We start from the raw sequence: 16,760 nt of genomic DNA on the forward strand, positions 1-16,760 counted from the left end.
TCAGCGGATCTCCGTGATCTCGGGGCCACGGGTGAGCGGGTCGAACGACGGCGCCTCGGGCGTGCCCGCCGGCACGGCAGCCGTCGGGGCGGGCGCCTTGCCGGGGAGGTGGAGGGTGAGGAGGTCGCGCGGCGGGCGCGGGCTCTGGTCCCGCACCACGACGATGTTCGCGAACACCGACTCCAGGAGCCGTGCCTCCTGCGGGTCGACCGCGGCCTTCCCCGTGAGCACGCCGCGCAGGAACCAGCGCGGGCCGTCGACCCCGACGAAGCGCGCGGGGCGGACCCCTGTGCGGCCGTCGGGCGCCTGCGCGGGGATGCGCGCGATGAGCTCGCGGCCGAAGGGGCCGGGGACGTCGTCGACCGTCCCGCCCTGCTTCGTGACCGACGCGGCGATCTCGCCGCGGATCTCGTCCCAGATGCCTTCGGAGCGCGGGGCGGCGAACGCCTGGACCTGCAGGCCCGACCCGGCGACCGCGCACGCGACACCGGTGATGCGCTGGGTCTTCTTGTCGACCTCCATGCGCAGCTCCATGCCCGGCACGCCGGGGAGCCACACGGCACCCAGGTCGACGCGCGGACCGCGCTCGGGCACCTGCGACGAGTCGTAGGGACCGCGACCGGGGGCGTTCGCCTCGCCGGCCGCGCTCGTCCCCGTCCCGGGGGTCGCGGCGTCGACGGTGTCGGCGGCGTCCTGCGCTGCCGGTGGCTCGGCCGGCTGCGACGACGGGGAGCGACGGAACAGACCCACGAAAGAGCTCCTTCACCTGCCCGGCCACCGCCGGGACTCCAGCCGGGGCGCTCGCCCCGACCCTTCCACAGTAGCCCCAGCGCGCCGTGGCGATCGCCACTCGTCCGCGGGGTGTGGATCGGCCCTGCGCGAACGTGCCGGCAGGGTCACCGTGACCTCGGACGACCTCAGGTCGCCGCGGCCCACCCGCCGCTCGACCCGAAGCCGCCGTCACCGCGATGCGAGCCGGGCAGGCGCTCGGCGCGGACGAAGCGCGCGCGCTCGACCTTCTGCACGACGAGCTGGGCGACCCGGTCGCCGCGGCGCAGCACGACCGCCTCGCGCGCGTCGGTGTTGAGCAGCGTCACCCGGATCTCGCCGCGGTAGCCGGCGTCCACCGTGCCGGGCGCGTTGACGACCGTGAGGCCGTGCTTCGCCGCGAGGCCCGAGCGCGGGTGGACGAACGCCGCGTACCCGTCCGGGAGAGCGATCGAGACGCCGGTCGGGACGACGACGCGCTCGCCCGGGGCGAGCTCGACGTCGACCGTGGTCACGAGGTCCGCGCCCGCGTCGCCCGGGTGGGCGTACGCCGGCAGCGGCACGTCGTCGAGGAGGGTGATGAGGACGTCGACGTCGCCGGGCGTGGGCTGCTGGTCGGTCGGCACCCGGCAGATCCTAGTGCGCACGGTTGCCGGGTGCGAGCACGGCCCCGGTTCCGGGGGCACGCCGGGCGGCTGGGATGATGGAGGCATGACCGACGCCCCGGACCGTTCCCCCCGCCCGACCGACGCCCCGGCGCCCGGGACGGTCGGGCCGGGCTTCCGCGAGCGCGTCCTGCCCGGCGTCGGCGGCTGGGCCGCCGTCGTGGGGTTCGCGGCCGTCCTCGGCGTGGCGCTGTGGCCCGCGAGCCACGCGATCGCGCTCGGCGTCGCGGGACTCGCCGCCGTGGCCGGCCTGGTCGGGCTCTGGTGGACGTCGCCCGTCGTGTCCGTCCAGGACGGGACCTTCCGCGCGGGCCGCGCGTCGATCCCCGTCGTGCTGCTGGGTCAGGTGACGACCCTCGACGCCGACGCCATGCGGGGCGAGCTCGGACCGCGTCTCGATGCGCGCGCCTTCGTGTGCCTGCGCGCCTGGGCCCGCACCGGGGTCCACGTGACGCTCGACGACCCGCAGGACCCGACACCGTACTGGCTCGTCTCCACACGCCGGCCCCAGGCCCTCGCGGACGCGTTGCGGCGCGCTGCCCGCTCCGACGGCTGAGCGGCCGGGCCCGCGCCCGGAGACGGACCGGCCCCCTCCCCTGCACGACGTCGGCCGCCGTCCCCTGGTGGGGACGACGGCCGACGAGGACGTGCGGGCGCGGGTCAGGCAGCGCACTCCGAGCAGATCTGCTGCCCGTTCTTCTCGTACGCGAGCTGGCTGCGGTGGTGCACGAGGAAGCAGCTCGAGCAGGTGAACTCGTCCGCCTGGCGCGGCAGCACCCGGACGGAGAGCTCCTCGCCGGACAGGTCCGCGCCGGGAAGCTCGAAGCCTTCCGCCGCCTCGGTCTCGTCCTCGTCCACAACGCCCGAGCTCTTGTCGGAGCGACGAGCCTGCAGCTCCTGGATCGAGTCCTCGCTGAGCTCCTCTTCGCTCTTGCGGGGGGCGTCGTAGTCTGTTGCCATCTGTGGGGTCACTCTCCGGAAGTTCGTCGATCGCGACAACGCGCACCCGGTTCCGCCGGCGATGGCCGGCCGTTCCGGACGAGCGCGGGTGCGGGACGCGGGGGTGCGTCCCGGGACGTGGCGTGCCCCGAGGTCGTCGCGGCACGTGCACGCTGATCAATGCACGGCGCACCGGAATTGTTCCCGGCGGGCCACCGGATTCTGCACCATTTCCGGGGCGGATGCACCCCGTGGCGCACGACGCGCCCGGTGTCCTTCGTCACGACCCCCGGCGCACGGTCACTCGTCGGCGTCGGCGCCCACGTCCTCGAGGAGCCGGACGAGCTCCCCGACCCGCCCCGACGCTCCCGCCACGGTCATCTCGTGGTCGGCCGCGCGCTCGCGCAGGCCCGTGAGCACGGCGCCCGCCTCCTGCGCCACGAGGCCTCCGGCGGCCATGTCCCACGGGTTGAGCCCGCGCTCGTAGTAGAGGTCGAGCTCGCCGCTCGCCACGAGGCACAGGTCGATCGCCGCCGAGCCCAGCCGCCGGATGTCCCGGACCCGCGGGAGCACCTCGACGAGCACGCGGGCCTGCGCGCGCCGCCGGTCGGCGTCGTAGCCGAAGCCGGTGCCGACGAGGCACTGGGCGAGCGACGTCGGCTCCACGACCCGCAGGGAGCGGCCGTCCACCGTCGCGCCCCCGCCGAGGCCGGCGGTCCACGTGCGCCCGTCGACGACGGAGTGCACGGCGCCCGCGAGCACGGTCCACTCCTGCGGGTCGGGTGGCCCGACCACGGCCGCGACGGAGACCGCGTACGACGCGACGCCGTACAGGTAGTTGACCGTGCCGTCGATCGGGTCCACCACCCACGTGATGCCCGACGTGCCGGAGGACGCGCCGTCCTCCTCGCCGAGCACGGCGTCGTCCGGACGCGCGGCGGCGATCTCCCGGCGCAGCAGCGCCTCCGAGTCGGCGTCCATCCGGGTGACGACGTCGGTGGCCGACGACTTGGTCGACGCGACCTCGACACGGTCGGGGCGGCCCGTGCGGACGAGGTCGCCGGCAGCGCGCGCGAGCCGCTCCGCGAGCTCGCGCAGGTCGGCGACCGTGACGTCGTCGGGCAGGCGGGGGTCGTCGATGAAGGAGTGCACGGTCACATCCTGCCGGAACCGCGCCGCCCGGGGCGACCCTCCCACGGCCCGGGGGCCGACCAGCCGAGACGCAGCGACAGCAGGCGGAAGCCGAAGATCAGCGCGAGCACGCCCGCCTGGGAGAGCGGGCCGAGCAGGTCCGCCTCCCACAGCCCGACCGTGAGCGCGGCTCCCGCGAGCGCCGGGATCGCGTAGAGCTGCTTGTCCTGGAAGAGCAGCGGCGCCTCGCTCGTGAGGACGTCGCGCAGGATCCCGCCGCCGACACCGGTCAGGACGCCGACGAAGACGGCTGCGAGCGGCCCGACGCCGTACTCCAGCCCTTTCATCGTGCCGGAGAGCACGAACAGCGCGAGCGCCCCGGCGTCCAGCACGACGATGCTGCGCCGCAGCCGCTCGAGCCGCGGGTGCCAGAAGAACGTCACGATCCCCGCGGCCGCGGCGACGGCGACCAGACGCCAGTCGGAGATGCCCACGGGCGGGATCGCGCCGATGAGCACGTCGCGGAGCAGACCGCCGCCCAGTCCCGCCGCCCAGGCGAGGACGAGCACGCCGACGAGGTCGTAGCGCTTGCGCACGGCAGCGAGACCGCCGGACAGCGCCGCGCAGAACACGCCGCCGAGCTCGAGGGCGTCGCCGGGGACGAGGTCGAGGATCACACGGCGCATCATCCCAAGGCGGCCAGTCCGCGGCACACCGGGCGGGTTGCACCCGCCGCACGCGCGAGGATGGCACCCTCGAGGGAGCGGGCGCGGCGACACGGGAGGGCTGATGGACGAGCTGGAGCTGGTGAGACTGCACGAGGACGGGGAGCACCTCGTCCTCGGCGGGGTGGGCGGTGCTCACTACCTGCTGCCCATCACCGAGTCGTTGCGCGCCGCGGTCCGGCGCGACAGGCCGCACCTCGAGCACCTGCGGGCCGAGGGCGAGCGCAACCTCTCGCCGCGTGAGATCCAGTCGCGGCTGCGCGCCGGCGACGACGTCGAGGAGGTCGCGGAGGCCGCGGGGATCCCCGTGGAGAGCGTGCGCCGTTTCGCCGGCCCGGTGGTGGCGGAGCAGGAGTACGTCGTCGACCGGGTGCGGCGGTCGCCCCAGGGGCACGGCGACGACGCCCCGACGATCGACGACCTCGCGGCGCGCCGGCTCGTGGCCCGCGACGTCGACCCGGCCGGGGTGGTGTGGAGCGCGGCGAGGCAGCACGGCGCGGCATGGGTGGTGACGGCGACGTTCCAGGTCTCGTCGGGTCCGCGCACCGCGCGCTGGACGTACGACCCGGCGTCGCGCGCGCTGCACGCGCTCGACGACGAGGCGCGCTGGCTGTCGCAGCCCGAGTCGGACCCGGACCCGTCGCCGGGGACCGCGGCGGTCTTCGACGTCGACGCCGGGGCCGCGCGCCGCCGGACGGAGCCGGTGACGCCCGAGCCGGACGGCACCGCCGACCTGCTGGACGACCTGGGCCGACGGCGGGGTGTGCGGTCGCGCACCGAGCCCGCCGGGGCTGCGGCGGACCTTCCGGGGCAGGAGCCCTTCGAGGGCTTCGGCCCGCGCGTCGCGCTGCGGGACGGCACGGACGCGGGCACGGATCCCGCCGTCCGGGACACCGACCGGCCCGGGAGCGAGCACGGCGGGCAGGACGACGAGCAGGGTCGTGGGGCGACGGTCGTGCACCTCCCGTCGATCCGGGCGCGCGAGGAGGCCGACCACCCGCACCCCGCCGCCACCCGGGACCACCCGTCGGCTCGAGACCCGCAGCACGCCGCTCGGTCCGAGGACCCGCACGCCGACCCCGCCGACGCGCCGGAGGCCGCCTCGCGGGGCGACGCGTCCGGAGCGGAGCCGGAGCCCGCACGACGCCCGGGTGCGCGCGAGCCGCGCAAGGGCAAGAACCGCTCCCGTGCCAAGGTCCCGAGCTGGGACGAGATCGTGTTCGGCGCGCGGCCCGAGGGCTGACGGGCCTCAGTCCGGAAGGTCGAGCGACAGCCCGTCGGCGGGCGCGAGCGCGCGCGCCGCGGCGGTCGTCATCCGACGCATGTGGTGCCGACGGCACAGGACCTCGTACGCCACCTCACCGCCGCCGTCACCGACGTCGCCCACCACGACCTGCTCCCCCGCCACGACCATCCGACCGTCGACCGTGCGCGCGTTGTGAGTGGCCCGTGCGCCGCACCAGCACAGCGCGTGGGCCTGGAGCACCTCGACGCGGTCGGCGAGCTCGACGAGGCGTGCGGACCCGGGGAAGAGCCGCGTGCGGAAGTCGGCGGTGATGCCGAACGCGAAGACGTCGACCTCCGTCTCGTCGACGAGGCGCGCGAGCTGCTCGACCTGGGCCGGCGAGTAGAACTGGGCCTCGTCGCACACCAGGTAGTCCACCGGGACGGGCTGCGCGGACACGAGCTCCCAGAAGTCGGTGGCGTCCGTGACCTCGAGCGCCGCGACCTCGAGCCCGAGCCGCGAGGAGAGCCGGTCCGTCCCGGCACGGTCGTCGCGGGAGAAGATCAGGCCTCGCCGTCCGCGCGCCGCGTGGTTGTGGTCGAGCTGCAGGGCGAGCGTGGACTTGCCGCAGTCCATGGTCCCGGAGAAGAAGACGAGCTCTGCCATGGCGTCAGCGCCCCGCCACGAGGAGCGGGACCCGCATCTCCCGCTCAGTGAGGGAGCCGTGGACGCCGACGAGCGCGAGCGACGCGGCGGTCTGCATGCGGGAGTCGACGACGGTCGCGCGACCGCGCATCGCCACGACCACGTCGCCCGCGGCCCGGACCGCGTCGTCGCGGGCGTGGAGGCCCAGGAGGCCGCGCGCGAGGACCTCCTCGCGCTCGAGGACGAGAGCGTCGTCCCCCAGCACGTCGCGCCAGCGCGCCGCGACGGCACCCGCCGCGCCAGGCTGGGTGTAGACGTGGACGGCCCGGGGCTCGCCGCCGACGAGCGTCACGCCCTCGTTGAGGACCGGGTCGGTCGCCACGTCGCGGCGCAGTCCCGGGTCCACGTCGATCATGCCGTGGTCGGCCGTGACGAGGAGCAGCGTGCCCGCGGGGAGCGAGCGCGCGAGGCGCGACAGCTCGCGGTCGAGGTGCTCGAGCTCGTCCCCCCACTGCCAGGAGCCCGAGCCGTGGTGGTGGCCGGCCTTGTCGACCTCGCCCCAGTAGAGGTACACGAGCCCGGGCCGGGAGAGGGCGAGACGCGCCGCGTCCACGCGCCGCTCCAGGGGGTCGGCGGCGGCGTACGTCCCGCCGCGCAGCGCGGCGACGGTCATGCCGGAGCCGGCGAACCGCGCGGGACCGGTCGAGGTGACGGCCACGCCGGCCTCGGCGGCGACGGCGAGGAGAGGCGTCTCGCGCTGGAGCTCGTGGGGGGCCGTCGCTCCCTCCCAGGAGACCATGTTGGCGAGCCCGCCCGTCACCGGGTTGCGCTGGGTGTAGCCGAGCATGCCCGTGCGCCCGGGTGCCGTCCCCGTGCCGAAGGCACCGATCGCCGCCGCGGTCGTGCTGGGGAACGTCGAGGTGAGCGGGCGGACGTCGGGCAGGAGCGAGCGCAGGAACGGCGCGTGACCGGCCCGCTCGGCGAGGTTGAGGTGCCCGAGGCCGTCCACGAGCACGACGCACACGCGGTCCGCGCGCGGCAGGTCCAGGGCGGTGCGCGCGGCTCCGCCCTCGATGCCGGTCGCCGTCGTGACGGGCACGCCGAGCGCGTCGAGGGCTGCCGGCAGCACGGCCGCGAGCGATCCGGTGCCCTGGTCGGGCGCGAGCAGCCCGTCGGCCAGCTGCGGCGCGTCGACGGGCGCGTGCTGCGCCGTCCGGGCGGGCACCGACGTCATCGGGTGCGCTGCGCGGTCGCGCGGGACAGGGCCTTGGCGAAGTCGACCGCGGCACCGACGGCCGCGCGCCCCTCGGCCTCGGCGCTGACGCGGACCACGACGTCGTCGGGCGTGATCTGGCCGGTCAGACCGTGGTCCGCCTCGCAGCTCGGGTCGGGGCAGGCCGCGGGCTCGAGGTCGACGCGCGAGACGGCGCCCCAGCCGAGCGCGAGGGTCACCTCGAGCGGGAGGTTGCCGCCGCGGTGCGTCTGCGGGTCCGCGACGACGTGCGTGAGCGACACGGACCGGACCTCCGACAGCGGGACCGACTCCGTCGTCGCCGCAGCGGACGCCGAGGGGTTCTCGCTGTCGGCCGGGTGGTCGTCGACGTGCGCGGTGACGAGCCGGGTCGGGGTCAGCACGAGGACCGTCAGGTGGCGACGGACCTCGGACGCGTCGAACGTCGTCTCCGGGAGCACGAGGTGGGACACGATCTCCTCGCCGGCGACCGCGACGTCGAGGACGTCCGCGACGAGCTCGGGGTAGTACCCGGCCCGGTGGAGCTGGGTCGTCAGGTCGGTCCACGCATCGGGAGCCGTGTCAGGGGTCGCGTCGGGGGTTGCTGAGGGCACCCGCGCATTCTCCCACCCGTCGGTCGCGCGCGGCCAGCCCGCCCGACCCGGCGTGTGGACGACGCCGCGGTCCGCGCGATCAGCCCGGCAGCGCCCGCCGCAGCGCGTCGGCACGCTGGGCGTCGGCGAGGCTCACGCGCGCGCTGAGCACCGCGGCGTCGTGCTCGGACACGACGACCGGGTACAGCTCGAGGCTGCGCACCTCCGGGAGGTCGTCCGCCAGCACCGAGACCCGCGCCAGCACGTCCTCGAGCGCGGCGGTGGCGGCGACCTGCGTCCCCATGTAGCCGAACAGGCGGGGCGCGGCGCGCACCGACCGCACCATCGCCGCCACGTCGACGTCGGTGAGCGGGGGCACGCCGTAGGCGACGTCCCCCAGGAGGTCGACGGCGTCGCCCGCGAGACCGAACGAGACGACCGGACCGAAGAGCTGGTCCTCGGTGGAGCGCACGACGCACGCCACGCCCGCGTCGGCCATCGCCTGCACCTCGAGCGGCTGGTCCGCGGCGCCCGGCAGCACGGCCGCGAGCGCCTCGCGCATCTGGTCGACGTCGGCGCGCAGCTCCGCCTCGTCGGCGATCCCGAGCCGCACGCCGCCGAGGTCCGCGCGGTGACGCAGGCCCGGCGCGGTGGACTTGAGCGCGACGGGCCAGCCGATCTCGCGCGCGGCGGCGACCGCCTCGTCAGGGGTGCGCACGCGCCGCGCGGGCCAGACGTGCACGCCGTAGCACGCGAGGAGGTCGGCGGTCGCCACGGGGTCGAGGTCGACCTCCGCGGCGCCCGCGAGGGCACGGTCGACGATCTGGCGCGCCCGTGCTCCGTCCACGCCTGCGGGCCGGACCGGGGAGCCGTGGTCTGCCTCGCGCCAGCGCGCGTAGCGCACGACCGCGCCGAGCGCGGCCACGGCGTCCTCGGGCGTGGAGTAGGCGGGCACCCGGCAGAGCGCCGTCGCCGCGCTCCCGGCCGCGGCGTCGTCCGCCCCCTCGGCGGGGGACGTCGGTGCGTGCGGGTCGGGGGCCGAGAGCTCGTCGGTGAGACCGTGCAGGCCGAGCATGCTCGCCACCGTCGTCCGTCGCGTGCGCGCGGCGGCGGCGGCGAGGGCGTGCGACAGGTCGACGCGACGCGGGCGGACCGTGGGCACCTGGACGGCGACGACGACGTCGCACGCGTCGGGCGCGTAGAGGGCGTCGACGGCCTCGGCGAGGCGCTCGGACGAGGCGTCCTCGGGGAGGAAGTCGGACCGTGCGACCACGAGCCCGGCGGACGCGGCCGCCTCGGCGACGAGCGCCGCGAGCGAGGCCGAGCTCGCGAGGATGCCCACGCGCCGTCCGGTGGGGAGGGGCTGGTGCGCGAGGAGCTGCGCGACGTCGATGAGCTGGTGCGTGTTCTCCGCGCGGATGACGCCGGACTGGCGCAGCATCTCGTCGAGCGTGCGCCGCGGGGCGGTCGTGGAGCGCACGGCGTGGCCCGGTGGCACCACGTGGCCGGACCGGCCGGCGGTGACCACGACGACGGGCTTCACCGACGCCAGCCGGCGCGCGATGCGCGAGAACTTGCGCGGGTTGCCGATCGACTCCAGGTAGAGGCACACCACCCGGGTCGCGGGGTCGTCCTGCCAGTACTGCATGAGGTCGTTGCCCGACACGTCGGCCCGGTGTCCCGCCGAGAGGAACGACGACACGCCCAGCCCGCGGCGCGCCGTCGTCGCCAGGAGCGTCACGGCCATGGGTGCGGACTGGGAGAACAGCCCGACGACGCCCGGTCGCGGCAGCTCGTCCGCCAGGGTCGCGGCGAGGGTCGGGCCGCCCGACGGCGCGCCGTGGGTGACGAGGCCGTAGCTCGCCGGACCCACGACGCGCAGGCCGGCGGTGTGCGCGACGCGCAGGAGCTCGCGCTGCAGCGCGAGGCCCTCGGGGCCCGTCTCCGCGTACCCCGCGGACAGCACGACGACGCCCCGCACGCCCAGGCGCGCGAGGTGCCGGACGGCGTCGATCGCCTCGGGAGGTCGCAGCGACACGACGGCCAGGTCCACGGGGGCCGGGACGTCGGCGAGCGACGCGTGCGCGGTGACGGCCACCCCGTCGCGCCCGACGGCGGAGGGCGCGGGCCCGCTGCCCAGCGGTCCGGAGGGCACCGGGCCAGCGGGGTCCGGGCCGACGACGTGGACCGCGACGCCCGTGCCGCGCCGCAGCGCCGCGAGCGCACGGTGCGCGAGGAGCGACTCGATGCCCTCGGGCTCCCCGGCGTCGGTCGGGCCGACGAGGACGACGCTCGTCGCGCCGAGCAGACCCTGCATGCTGCGCGCCTCGGCGCGGTGCTCGCGGTCGGCCATGACGGCCCGCGAGCGCTCCGTCGGGTCGAGGTCCACGCTGACGACGACGAAGCCGTCGTCCATCTGCTGGCGCACGTCGTAGCCGGCCTCGCGGAAGACGGCGAGCATCTTGCCGTTCTGCGGCAGCACCTCCGCCGTGAACCGCTGCACGCCGAGCTCGCGCGCGGCGGCGGCGAGGTGCTCGAGCAGCACGGACCCGAGGCCGCGGCCCTGCGCCGAGTCGGCGATGTTGAACGCGACCTCGGCCTCCCGCCCGGTCGTGCGGTCGAACCGTGCGACACCGATGATGTCCTGCTCCCCCGCAGCGCCGTCGTCGGGCACGCCGCTGCGAGGCCGGACGGCGACGAGCGCCACGCGGTCGGAGTGGTCCACGCGCGTGAACCGGTCGAGGTCGCGGTCCGACAGCCGCTGCATCGGGGCGAAGAACCGCAGGTACGTCGACCGCTCGGACTGGGAGACGTGGAAGCGCTGGAGGGCGTCGGCGTCCTCGGGCCGGATCGGGCGCACGTGCGTCGTCGTGCCGTCGCGCAGGACGACGTCGGCCTCCCACTCGACCGGGTAGTCGACGGGGTGCTGGACGGGGTGGGACCCGACGTCGGCGCCGCTCACGCCCCCAGGCTATGCGGTGGGCGGCGCGGTGCGCCTGCACCCGCGCGGCCCGGTCGAGGAGGACAATCGTCCTGAGCGGCCGGGGGCGTGGTCCGGCTGTGGGACGCGTGGGCTACCCTCGCGTCCGGCGGGAAGGCCGTCCGCCACCCCGACCAGCGTCCCCACGCACCGACCGGCAGGAGCCCGCACGACCATGGCGCGCAAGCCCTCGACCCCCTCGCTCGACCCGGCCGAGGTGAACGAGACGATCGTCGACGTCGACGTCGCCACGGAGATGGAGGGCTCGTTCCTCGAGTACGCCTACTCCGTCATCTACTCGCGCGCCCTGCCGGACGCACGTGACGGGCTCAAGCCCGTGCAGCGCCGCATCCTCTACATGATGGCCGACATGGGCCTGCGCCCCGACCGCTCGCACGTGAAGTCTGCGCGGGTCGTCGGCGAGGTCATGGGCAAGCTGCACCCGCACGGCGACAGCGCGATCTACGACGCGCTCGTGCGCCTCGCGCAGGACTTCTCCCTGCGCCTGCCGCTCGTCGACGGGCACGGCAACTTCGGCTCGCTGGACGACGGACCGGCCGCCTCCCGGTACACCGAGGCGCGTCTCGCCCCGTCGTCGCTCGCGATGACGACCGGCCTCGACGAGGACGTCGTCGACTTCGTGCCCAACTACGACAACAAGCTCACCCAGCCCGAGGTCCTCCCGGCCGCGATCCCGAACCTGCTCGTCAACGGGGCGTCGGGCATCGCGGTCGGCATGGCGACGAACATGGCGCCGCACAACCTCGTCGAGGTGATCGCCGCCGCGCGCCACCTCGTGCAGCACCCCGATGCCGACCTCGAGGCGATCATGCGGTTCGTGCCCGGGCCGGACCTGCCCTCGGGCGGCAAGATCGTCGGGCTCGACGGCGTGCGCGACGCGTACCGCACCGGACGCGGCTCGTTCCGCACGCGGGCCACCGCCCGGGTCGAGAACCTCACGCCGCGCCGCAAGGGCATCGTCTTCACCGAGCTGCCGTACGTCGTCGGCCCCGAGAAGGTCATCGAGAAGATCGCCGAGGGCGTCAAGGCGAAGAAGATCCAGGGCGTCACCGCGGCGACGGACCTCACCGACCGCGAGCACGGCCTGCGCATCGTCGTCGAGGTCAAGACGGGCTTCAACCCCGAGGCCGTGCTCGAGCAGCTCTACCGGTACACGCCGCTCGAGGACTCGTTCGGCATCAACAACGTCGCGCTCGTCGACGGCCAGCCGCGCACGCTCGGCCTGCGCGAGCTGCTCGTCGTCTGGGTGGACCACCGCATCGACGTCGTGCGCCGCCGGTCCGAGCACCGCCTGCGCAAGCGTTCGGAGCGCCTGCACCTCGTCGACGGCCTGCTGATCGCGATCGTCGACATCGACGAGGTCATCCAGGTCATCCGCTCCTCGGACGACGCCCGCGCCGCGCGCGAGCGCCTGCAGACCGTCTTCGACCTGTCCGAGCCGCAGGCCGAGTACATCCTCGAGCTCCAGCTGCGCCGCCTGACGAAGTTCTCCCGCATCGAGCTGGAGAAGGAGCAGGACGCGCTCCGCCAGGAGATCGCCGCGCTGCAGGAGATCCTCGGCGACGACGCGAAGCTCCGCGCCGTCGTCTCCGCGGAGATGGCCGACGTCGCGAAGACCTACGGCACGCCGCGCCGCACCATCCTGCTCGAGTCCGCGGGCGCCGCACCGACCACGACGGCGGCCGTGCCGCTCGAGGTGGCCGACACGCCCTGCTGGGCGCTCTTCTCGGCGACGGGCCTGCTGGCCCGGACGAGCGACGACACCGAGCCGGCACGGAGCGGCGCACGGGCCGCGCACGACGTCCTGCGCGGCCGCGTCCGCACGACGGCGCGCGGCGAGATCGGCCTCGTCACGAACCGTGGGCGCCTGGTCCGCGTCTCCGTCCTGGACCTGCCCGCGATCCCCCCGACGGACGGCGCCCCGAGCCTGTCGGGCGGCGTGCCGCTCAGCGAGGTCGTCGCGCTCGAGCCGGGCGAGGAGGCCGTGACCATCGCCTCGCTCGACGCCGACGCTCCCCCGCTCGCGCTCGGCACCGCGCAGGGCGTCGTCAAGCGCGTCCTGCCGGGAGACGTCCCGAGCAACCGCGACGCGTGGGAGGTGATCGGGCTCAAGGACGGCGACGCCGTCGTGGGCGCCGCACCCGCGACCGACGCGGACGAGCTCGTGCTCGTCAGCAGCGACGCGAGCCTCCTGCACTTCGACGCGAGGTCCGTCCGGCCGCAGGGCCGGTCGGCGGCAGGCATGGCGGGCATCCGGCTCGCGGACGGCCAGCGCGTCACGTTCTTCGGCGTCGTCGCAGCCGACGTGCGGGACCTCGCCGTCGTGGTCACCGTCGCCGGGTCGTCGGGCGCTCTACCCGGCACCCAGACGGGCGCCGCCAAGGTGACGCCGTACGAGCTGTACCCCGGCAAGGGGCGCGCGACGGGCGGAGTCCGGGCGCACCGCTTCCTCAAGGGCGAGGACGCGTTGATCCTCGCCTGGGTCGGGCAGGGACCGGCACGCGCGACGGGTGCGGGGGGCCAGTCCGCCGAGCTGCCCGAGGCCGATCAGCGCCGCGACGGCTCGGGCACGCCGCTCTCCTCCCCGATCACGGCCGTCGGATAGAGACTCTGTGGCGACGGCGGCGCCGGCCCGGCTCGAGGATCCCTTCGGCGGGCTGGGGCGCTCGACTGCGGTGGACGTCCACTACCCTCACGAGGGCGGCGCGCACGCCGCGGTCGTGGTCGCCGCCATCGACCTGCTCGAAGCCGTCAGTCCCCCTCGAACCGCAGCTCCGTGCCCGGAGTGTCTCGGCACCGCGCGGCGAAGGCGAGGACCTGCTCCAGAACCGCGACGTCGCCGCGTGCGGCGCGTCCGGCCAGGGTCCGGAGCTCGGAGACGAGCTGATCCATCTCCGTCCGGCTGAGGGTGACGTCACCGTACGGGTCGGTGCGGCCGAGCATCGGTAGCCCGCTCCTCGGAAGAGCTCGCGCCAACGTGTCGCCGTCGTCGAGGACCACGGCGAGCGTCTTCGTCGACCGTCGACGTGGGCTGGTCCCCGCCTGCACGACGCGGGCGAGAGTCACGTCGATGCCCACGCGACGCCGTCCTCAGCGCGGGTCAGGACGGTCCTGCGTTCACGACGCAGCACGCCCAGGACGAGGAGCAGCTGGCCTCCGACGTACGTGAGCATGACCCAGAAGCCGTGCTCAGGCAGGTCGTACCAGGGGGCGAACGCGTCCAGCGCGATGAGGGCGTCCGACACGAGGAAGACCGCACCGCCGACGGCGGCGAGCCGGTCGACGCCCGTCGCCGTCACGGCCATGAGGACGAGGCACGCGCCGTAGACGACCACCGGGACGAGGAGCCCTCCCGCACCGGGCGCGCACGCCACGACGAGAGCGACGAGGGCGAGCACGTACGGCGCGAGAGCGGTCGGGCGTCGGAGGACGGAGCCCGCACGGTAGGGCCAGAACGCGAGCGTGTAGGTCACCTGGGCGCAGAGGAAGAAGCCCACCATGACGAGGAACGCGGCGTCGCCGTCGGCGAGGTCCGGCGCGGTGTCCCCGAGCCACGAGAAGCCCAGTGCGAGGAGCGTGAGGCGGACGAGGCGAGAGCGGCGTCGTACCGTACCGGCCGCGGACCGCGTGGCGAGCCACAGGCAGCCCGCGAGGACGGGCATGAGGAACCACTGCGACGTGTCGGCGAGCGTCGAGGCGCCGGTGAGCTGTGCCACGAGGTGGACGAGGGTGAGCAGGGCGAGCGCGCCCCACGCGGCGAGCATGGGCGTCGTGACTCCTTCTGTCGTGCGGCCGGCACCGTCACCGGCAGGAGCATCGTAGGCCGGGTGGGCTCACCACCGGGCGACGTCGCCGGGAGACTCCAGCACGACCGCCTCCATCGCCGCACGGCACCGGGTCATGAGCTCGACGACGTCGGCAGGGCCGGCGCCCCGGGGTCGCTCGGCCGGGAGGATCGTCAGCCGCAGCGGTGGCCGGGGGCGCCACCGGGACCGTCGGCCGTAGGTGAAGACCATCGGCACGACCGGCACGACCAGCCGGCAGGCGTACGCGAACGCTCCACGCCGTTCGAGCCGGTAGCGCACGACGTCGTCCGCGGAGGTCTCGGGGTCGACGTCACGCGAGCCGCGTCGCCGCAGCACGCGACGCGCACCTCGTGGCCACGCCCGCGCAGGGCGTTCGCGAAGCGCCGGGCCGAGATCGTCGTCCCGTTGGTGGGATCCTCGAACTGGTCGATGACGAGCAGGACGCGCACGCGCGACTCCCTTGCCAGCGCTCGGCGCACGGTCCCCGTCTGCTGACGGGATGTCGTCAGGCTAGAGGACCGCCGCCCACCGGGCCCGGACCCGCCGGGAGCGTGTCGTGTCGCCGTGGCCGGCTCCGCCGTCACGCCGTTCAGGCCGTTCAGGCCGTTCAGCCCGCGACCGTCGTGCGTGACGGTCTGGTTCAGGCGTTCGCGAGCTCCCGGTCGTCCTCCGCCACGGGCTTCTGGTCCTCGTAGCGGCGCACGATGCGGCTGACGGTCGACCGCGACGCCGAGACCTGCTGGGCGATCTCCCGCTGGTTCAGGCCCTGGCGGGCGAGCTCGACGATGCGGCGGTCGCGCTCGGCGGTCGGGTCCTCGCCCAGCGAGGCCTCGTCGGTCCCGGTCGCCGCGGCCTGCGCGCCCCCTCGGGGACGGTCGAGGTCGAAGACCTCGACGCGCCGAGTGTGACCCGTCACGGCTGCGGGCTCGACGGCCTGCGCCGCGCCGGTGGTGTCCGGGACGGGCTGGTCCCAGGGGAGCGGTCCGGTGCGCCCGAACACCTCCTTGACCCGCGCCGAGAGGTCGGGAAGCGCCTCGAAGGCGGTCTCGGGCGCGTAGGGCTGCTCGTCCGGATCGACGACCGGAGCCTCGGCCCGTGCCGCGCCGGCCCGGCGTCCCGGAGTCGGCACGACGGACTGCGGGGCCTCGATCGCGCGGACATCGGCGTCGCGCGCCGACTCCAGCGCGAGGCTCTCCAGGCCGCGCGCCTCGGCGGGCGCGGCGGTCCGGGCCGCGAGGTCCGCGGAGGTCTCGGCCGGCCCACGGGCGGTGCCGCGCTTGACGGAGCTCGCCCCGATGAGGTCGAGCCGGTTGGCGTGGCGCTCTGCGGCCTCCAGGCGGTCGACCCAGATCTGCATGCGGCGCTCGAAGTCCTCGACCGTCAGCAGCTTGAGGGCACCGTCCCGAGCGGCGCGCTGACGCTGGTGGGCGGCACGGACCTTGCGCAGGTCAGCCGCCGAGCCCGAGCTGTCGACGCGTGCGTCGCGCCACTGCTCCAGGGCGGTGACGTACCCGTGGACGCGCGTCTCGCGGCGACGCTCGTCGAGGGTGTGGCCCGTGACCATGTGCCGCTCCCCCACGAGGGCGAGGTGCCACATGAGGGCGGCGACCAGCGGCGGCACGAACCGGAACACCACCATGTACGGGGTGCTGTCGGTCGGGACGGCGATCTCGTGGAGCGCCGCGAACACGCCGGACGTGCCGGAGAGCACCCAGGTGAGCGTGAGGAGGATGCCGTACGGGCGACCCTCGAGCGCCGCGTTGCGCGCCATGAGCGCCACGGCGACGAGGCTGACCTCGAGGAAGCCCGCCAGGCCGTACGCCTCGAGCGGCGACATGTGCGCGACCTCGAGACCGAACAGGACCATGCCGCTGTAGGCCAGGGCGGTGGCGATCGTCGCCGCGACGACCACCGCGACCATCGGGAGGTGCCTGCCGCGGTAGCGCGCCTGCCGCGGGGATCCGCCCGAGCCGGTCTGGTCCTGCTGTGTCACGTGATCCTCCGAAAAGTGGTGTGGGCGCACATATCCCA

General features: G+C 75.2%; 16 protein-coding genes. 3 read left to right on the forward strand and 13 right to left on the reverse strand.

What is annotated here, in order from left to right:
• On the reverse strand, positions 1-750 hold the full coding sequence (locus tag ACZCLJ_RS04300) for a DUF3710 domain-containing protein (RefSeq protein ID WP_251150831.1): 750 nt from the start codon (positions 748-750) through the stop codon (positions 1-3).
• Between the two features lie 167 nt (positions 751-917).
• Positions 918-1,394, reverse strand: a complete 477-nt coding sequence (dut, locus tag ACZCLJ_RS04305; RefSeq protein WP_463105592.1) for a dUTP diphosphatase — start codon at positions 1,392-1,394, stop codon at positions 918-920.
• Between the two features lie 85 nt (positions 1,395-1,479).
• On the opposite strand from dut, the gene ACZCLJ_RS04310 reads away from it, so the two are divergent.
• The gene (locus tag ACZCLJ_RS04310) at positions 1,480-1,989 is read left to right on the forward strand and encodes a DUF3093 domain-containing protein (protein WP_251150829.1); all 510 of its coding nucleotides are present in this window, start codon (positions 1,480-1,482) and stop codon (positions 1,987-1,989) included.
• A 104-nt stretch (positions 1,990-2,093) separates the two neighbouring features.
• On the opposite strand, the gene ACZCLJ_RS04315 is transcribed toward ACZCLJ_RS04310, so the two are convergent.
• From ACZCLJ_RS04315 to ACZCLJ_RS04325, 3 genes are all read right to left on the reverse strand, one after another.
• Positions 2,094-2,393, reverse strand: a complete 300-nt coding sequence (locus ACZCLJ_RS04315; protein WP_229245043.1) for a DUF4193 domain-containing protein — start codon at positions 2,391-2,393, stop codon at positions 2,094-2,096.
• A gap of 279 nt (positions 2,394-2,672) precedes the next feature.
• Entirely contained in the window at positions 2,673-3,524 is an 852-nt protein-coding gene (locus ACZCLJ_RS04320) for an inositol monophosphatase family protein (RefSeq protein WP_463105593.1), read from the reverse strand.
• A 2-nt stretch (positions 3,525-3,526) separates the two neighbouring features.
• On the reverse strand, positions 3,527-4,180 hold the full coding sequence (locus ACZCLJ_RS04325; protein WP_251150827.1) for a trimeric intracellular cation channel family protein: 654 nt from the start codon (positions 4,178-4,180) through the stop codon (positions 3,527-3,529).
• 112 nt (positions 4,181-4,292) lie between these two features.
• Here ACZCLJ_RS04325 and sepH point away from each other — a divergent pair, with 112 nt between their 5' ends.
• Positions 4,293-5,471: a septation protein SepH gene (gene sepH, locus ACZCLJ_RS04330; protein WP_463105594.1), complete on the forward strand. Its 1,179-nt coding sequence runs from the start codon at positions 4,293-4,295 to the stop codon at positions 5,469-5,471.
• 6 nt (positions 5,472-5,477) lie between these two features.
• Here the strand turns inward: sepH and ACZCLJ_RS04335 are convergent, their stop codons facing one another.
• The 4 genes from ACZCLJ_RS04335 to ACZCLJ_RS04350 all read right to left on the reverse strand — a co-directional run bounded on the left by ACZCLJ_RS04335 (position 5,478) and on the right by ACZCLJ_RS04350 (position 10,884).
• A complete protein-coding gene (locus ACZCLJ_RS04335; RefSeq protein ID WP_251150825.1) occupies positions 5,478-6,119 on the reverse strand; it encodes a thymidine kinase in 642 nt (213 codons plus the stop codon).
• A gap of 4 nt (positions 6,120-6,123) precedes the next feature.
• Positions 6,124-7,332, reverse strand: coding sequence for an alkaline phosphatase family protein (locus ACZCLJ_RS04340; protein WP_463105595.1), 1,209 nt, complete (start codon positions 7,330-7,332; stop codon positions 6,124-6,126).
• Positions 7,329-7,943: a DUF5998 family protein gene (locus ACZCLJ_RS04345; protein ID WP_463105596.1), complete on the reverse strand. Its 615-nt coding sequence runs from the start codon at positions 7,941-7,943 to the stop codon at positions 7,329-7,331. The genes ACZCLJ_RS04340 and ACZCLJ_RS04345 overlap by 4 nt, the downstream gene beginning before the upstream one ends.
• Before the next feature lie 79 nt (positions 7,944-8,022).
• Positions 8,023-10,884: a bifunctional acetate--CoA ligase family protein/GNAT family N-acetyltransferase gene (locus ACZCLJ_RS04350; protein WP_463105597.1), complete on the reverse strand. Its 2,862-nt coding sequence runs from the start codon at positions 10,882-10,884 to the stop codon at positions 8,023-8,025.
• 193 nt (positions 10,885-11,077) lie between these two features.
• On the opposite strand from ACZCLJ_RS04350, the gene ACZCLJ_RS04355 reads away from it, so the two are divergent.
• Entirely contained in the window at positions 11,078-13,528 is a 2,451-nt protein-coding gene (locus ACZCLJ_RS04355; protein ID WP_463105598.1) for a DNA gyrase/topoisomerase IV subunit A, read from the forward strand.
• 146 nt (positions 13,529-13,674) lie between these two features.
• On the opposite strand, the gene ACZCLJ_RS04360 is transcribed toward ACZCLJ_RS04355, so the two are convergent.
• From ACZCLJ_RS04360 to ACZCLJ_RS04375, 4 genes are all read right to left on the reverse strand, one after another.
• A complete protein-coding gene (locus ACZCLJ_RS04360) occupies positions 13,675-13,866 on the reverse strand; it encodes a hypothetical protein (RefSeq protein WP_463105599.1) in 192 nt (63 codons plus the stop codon).
• A 119-nt stretch (positions 13,867-13,985) separates the two neighbouring features.
• Complete coding sequence (locus ACZCLJ_RS04365) at positions 13,986-14,687, reverse strand: lysoplasmalogenase family protein (protein WP_463105600.1); 702 nt, start codon at positions 14,685-14,687, stop codon at positions 13,986-13,988.
• Between the two features lie 69 nt (positions 14,688-14,756).
• The gene (locus ACZCLJ_RS04370) at positions 14,757-15,065 is read right to left on the reverse strand and encodes a hypothetical protein (RefSeq protein WP_463105601.1); all 309 of its coding nucleotides are present in this window, start codon (positions 15,063-15,065) and stop codon (positions 14,757-14,759) included.
• A 304-nt stretch (positions 15,066-15,369) separates the two neighbouring features.
• The gene (locus ACZCLJ_RS04375; RefSeq protein ID WP_463105602.1) at positions 15,370-16,722 is read right to left on the reverse strand and encodes a helix-turn-helix domain-containing protein; all 1,353 of its coding nucleotides are present in this window, start codon (positions 16,720-16,722) and stop codon (positions 15,370-15,372) included.
• Positions 16,723-16,760: the final 38 nt, after the last annotated feature.

This window comes from Cellulosimicrobium sp. So1_17 (assembly GCF_055181235.1).

Bases quoted from the DNA above. Each gene is read 5' to 3' on its own strand.
- ACZCLJ_RS04335 (WP_251150825.1), bottom strand. From the start codon at position 6,119: ATGGCAGAGCTCGTCTTCTTCTCCGGGACCATGGACTGCGGCAAGTCC.
- ACZCLJ_RS04315 (WP_229245043.1), bottom strand. From the start codon at position 2,393: ATGGCAACAGACTACGACGCCCCCCGCAAGAGCGAAGAGGAGCTCAGC.
- sepH (WP_463105594.1), top strand. From the start codon at position 4,293: ATGGACGAGCTGGAGCTGGTGAGACTGCACGAGGACGGGGAGCACCTC.
- ACZCLJ_RS04355 (WP_463105598.1), top strand. From the start codon at position 11,078: ATGGCGCGCAAGCCCTCGACCCCCTCGCTCGACCCGGCCGAGGTGAAC.
- ACZCLJ_RS04365 (WP_463105600.1), bottom strand. From the start codon at position 14,687: ATGCTCGCCGCGTGGGGCGCGCTCGCCCTGCTCACCCTCGTCCACCTC.
- ACZCLJ_RS04310 (WP_251150829.1), top strand. From the start codon at position 1,480: ATGACCGACGCCCCGGACCGTTCCCCCCGCCCGACCGACGCCCCGGCG.
- ACZCLJ_RS04340 (WP_463105595.1), bottom strand. From the start codon at position 7,332: ATGACGTCGGTGCCCGCCCGGACGGCGCAGCACGCGCCCGTCGACGCG.
- ACZCLJ_RS04360 (WP_463105599.1), bottom strand. From the start codon at position 13,866: ATGCTCGGCCGCACCGACCCGTACGGTGACGTCACCCTCAGCCGGACG.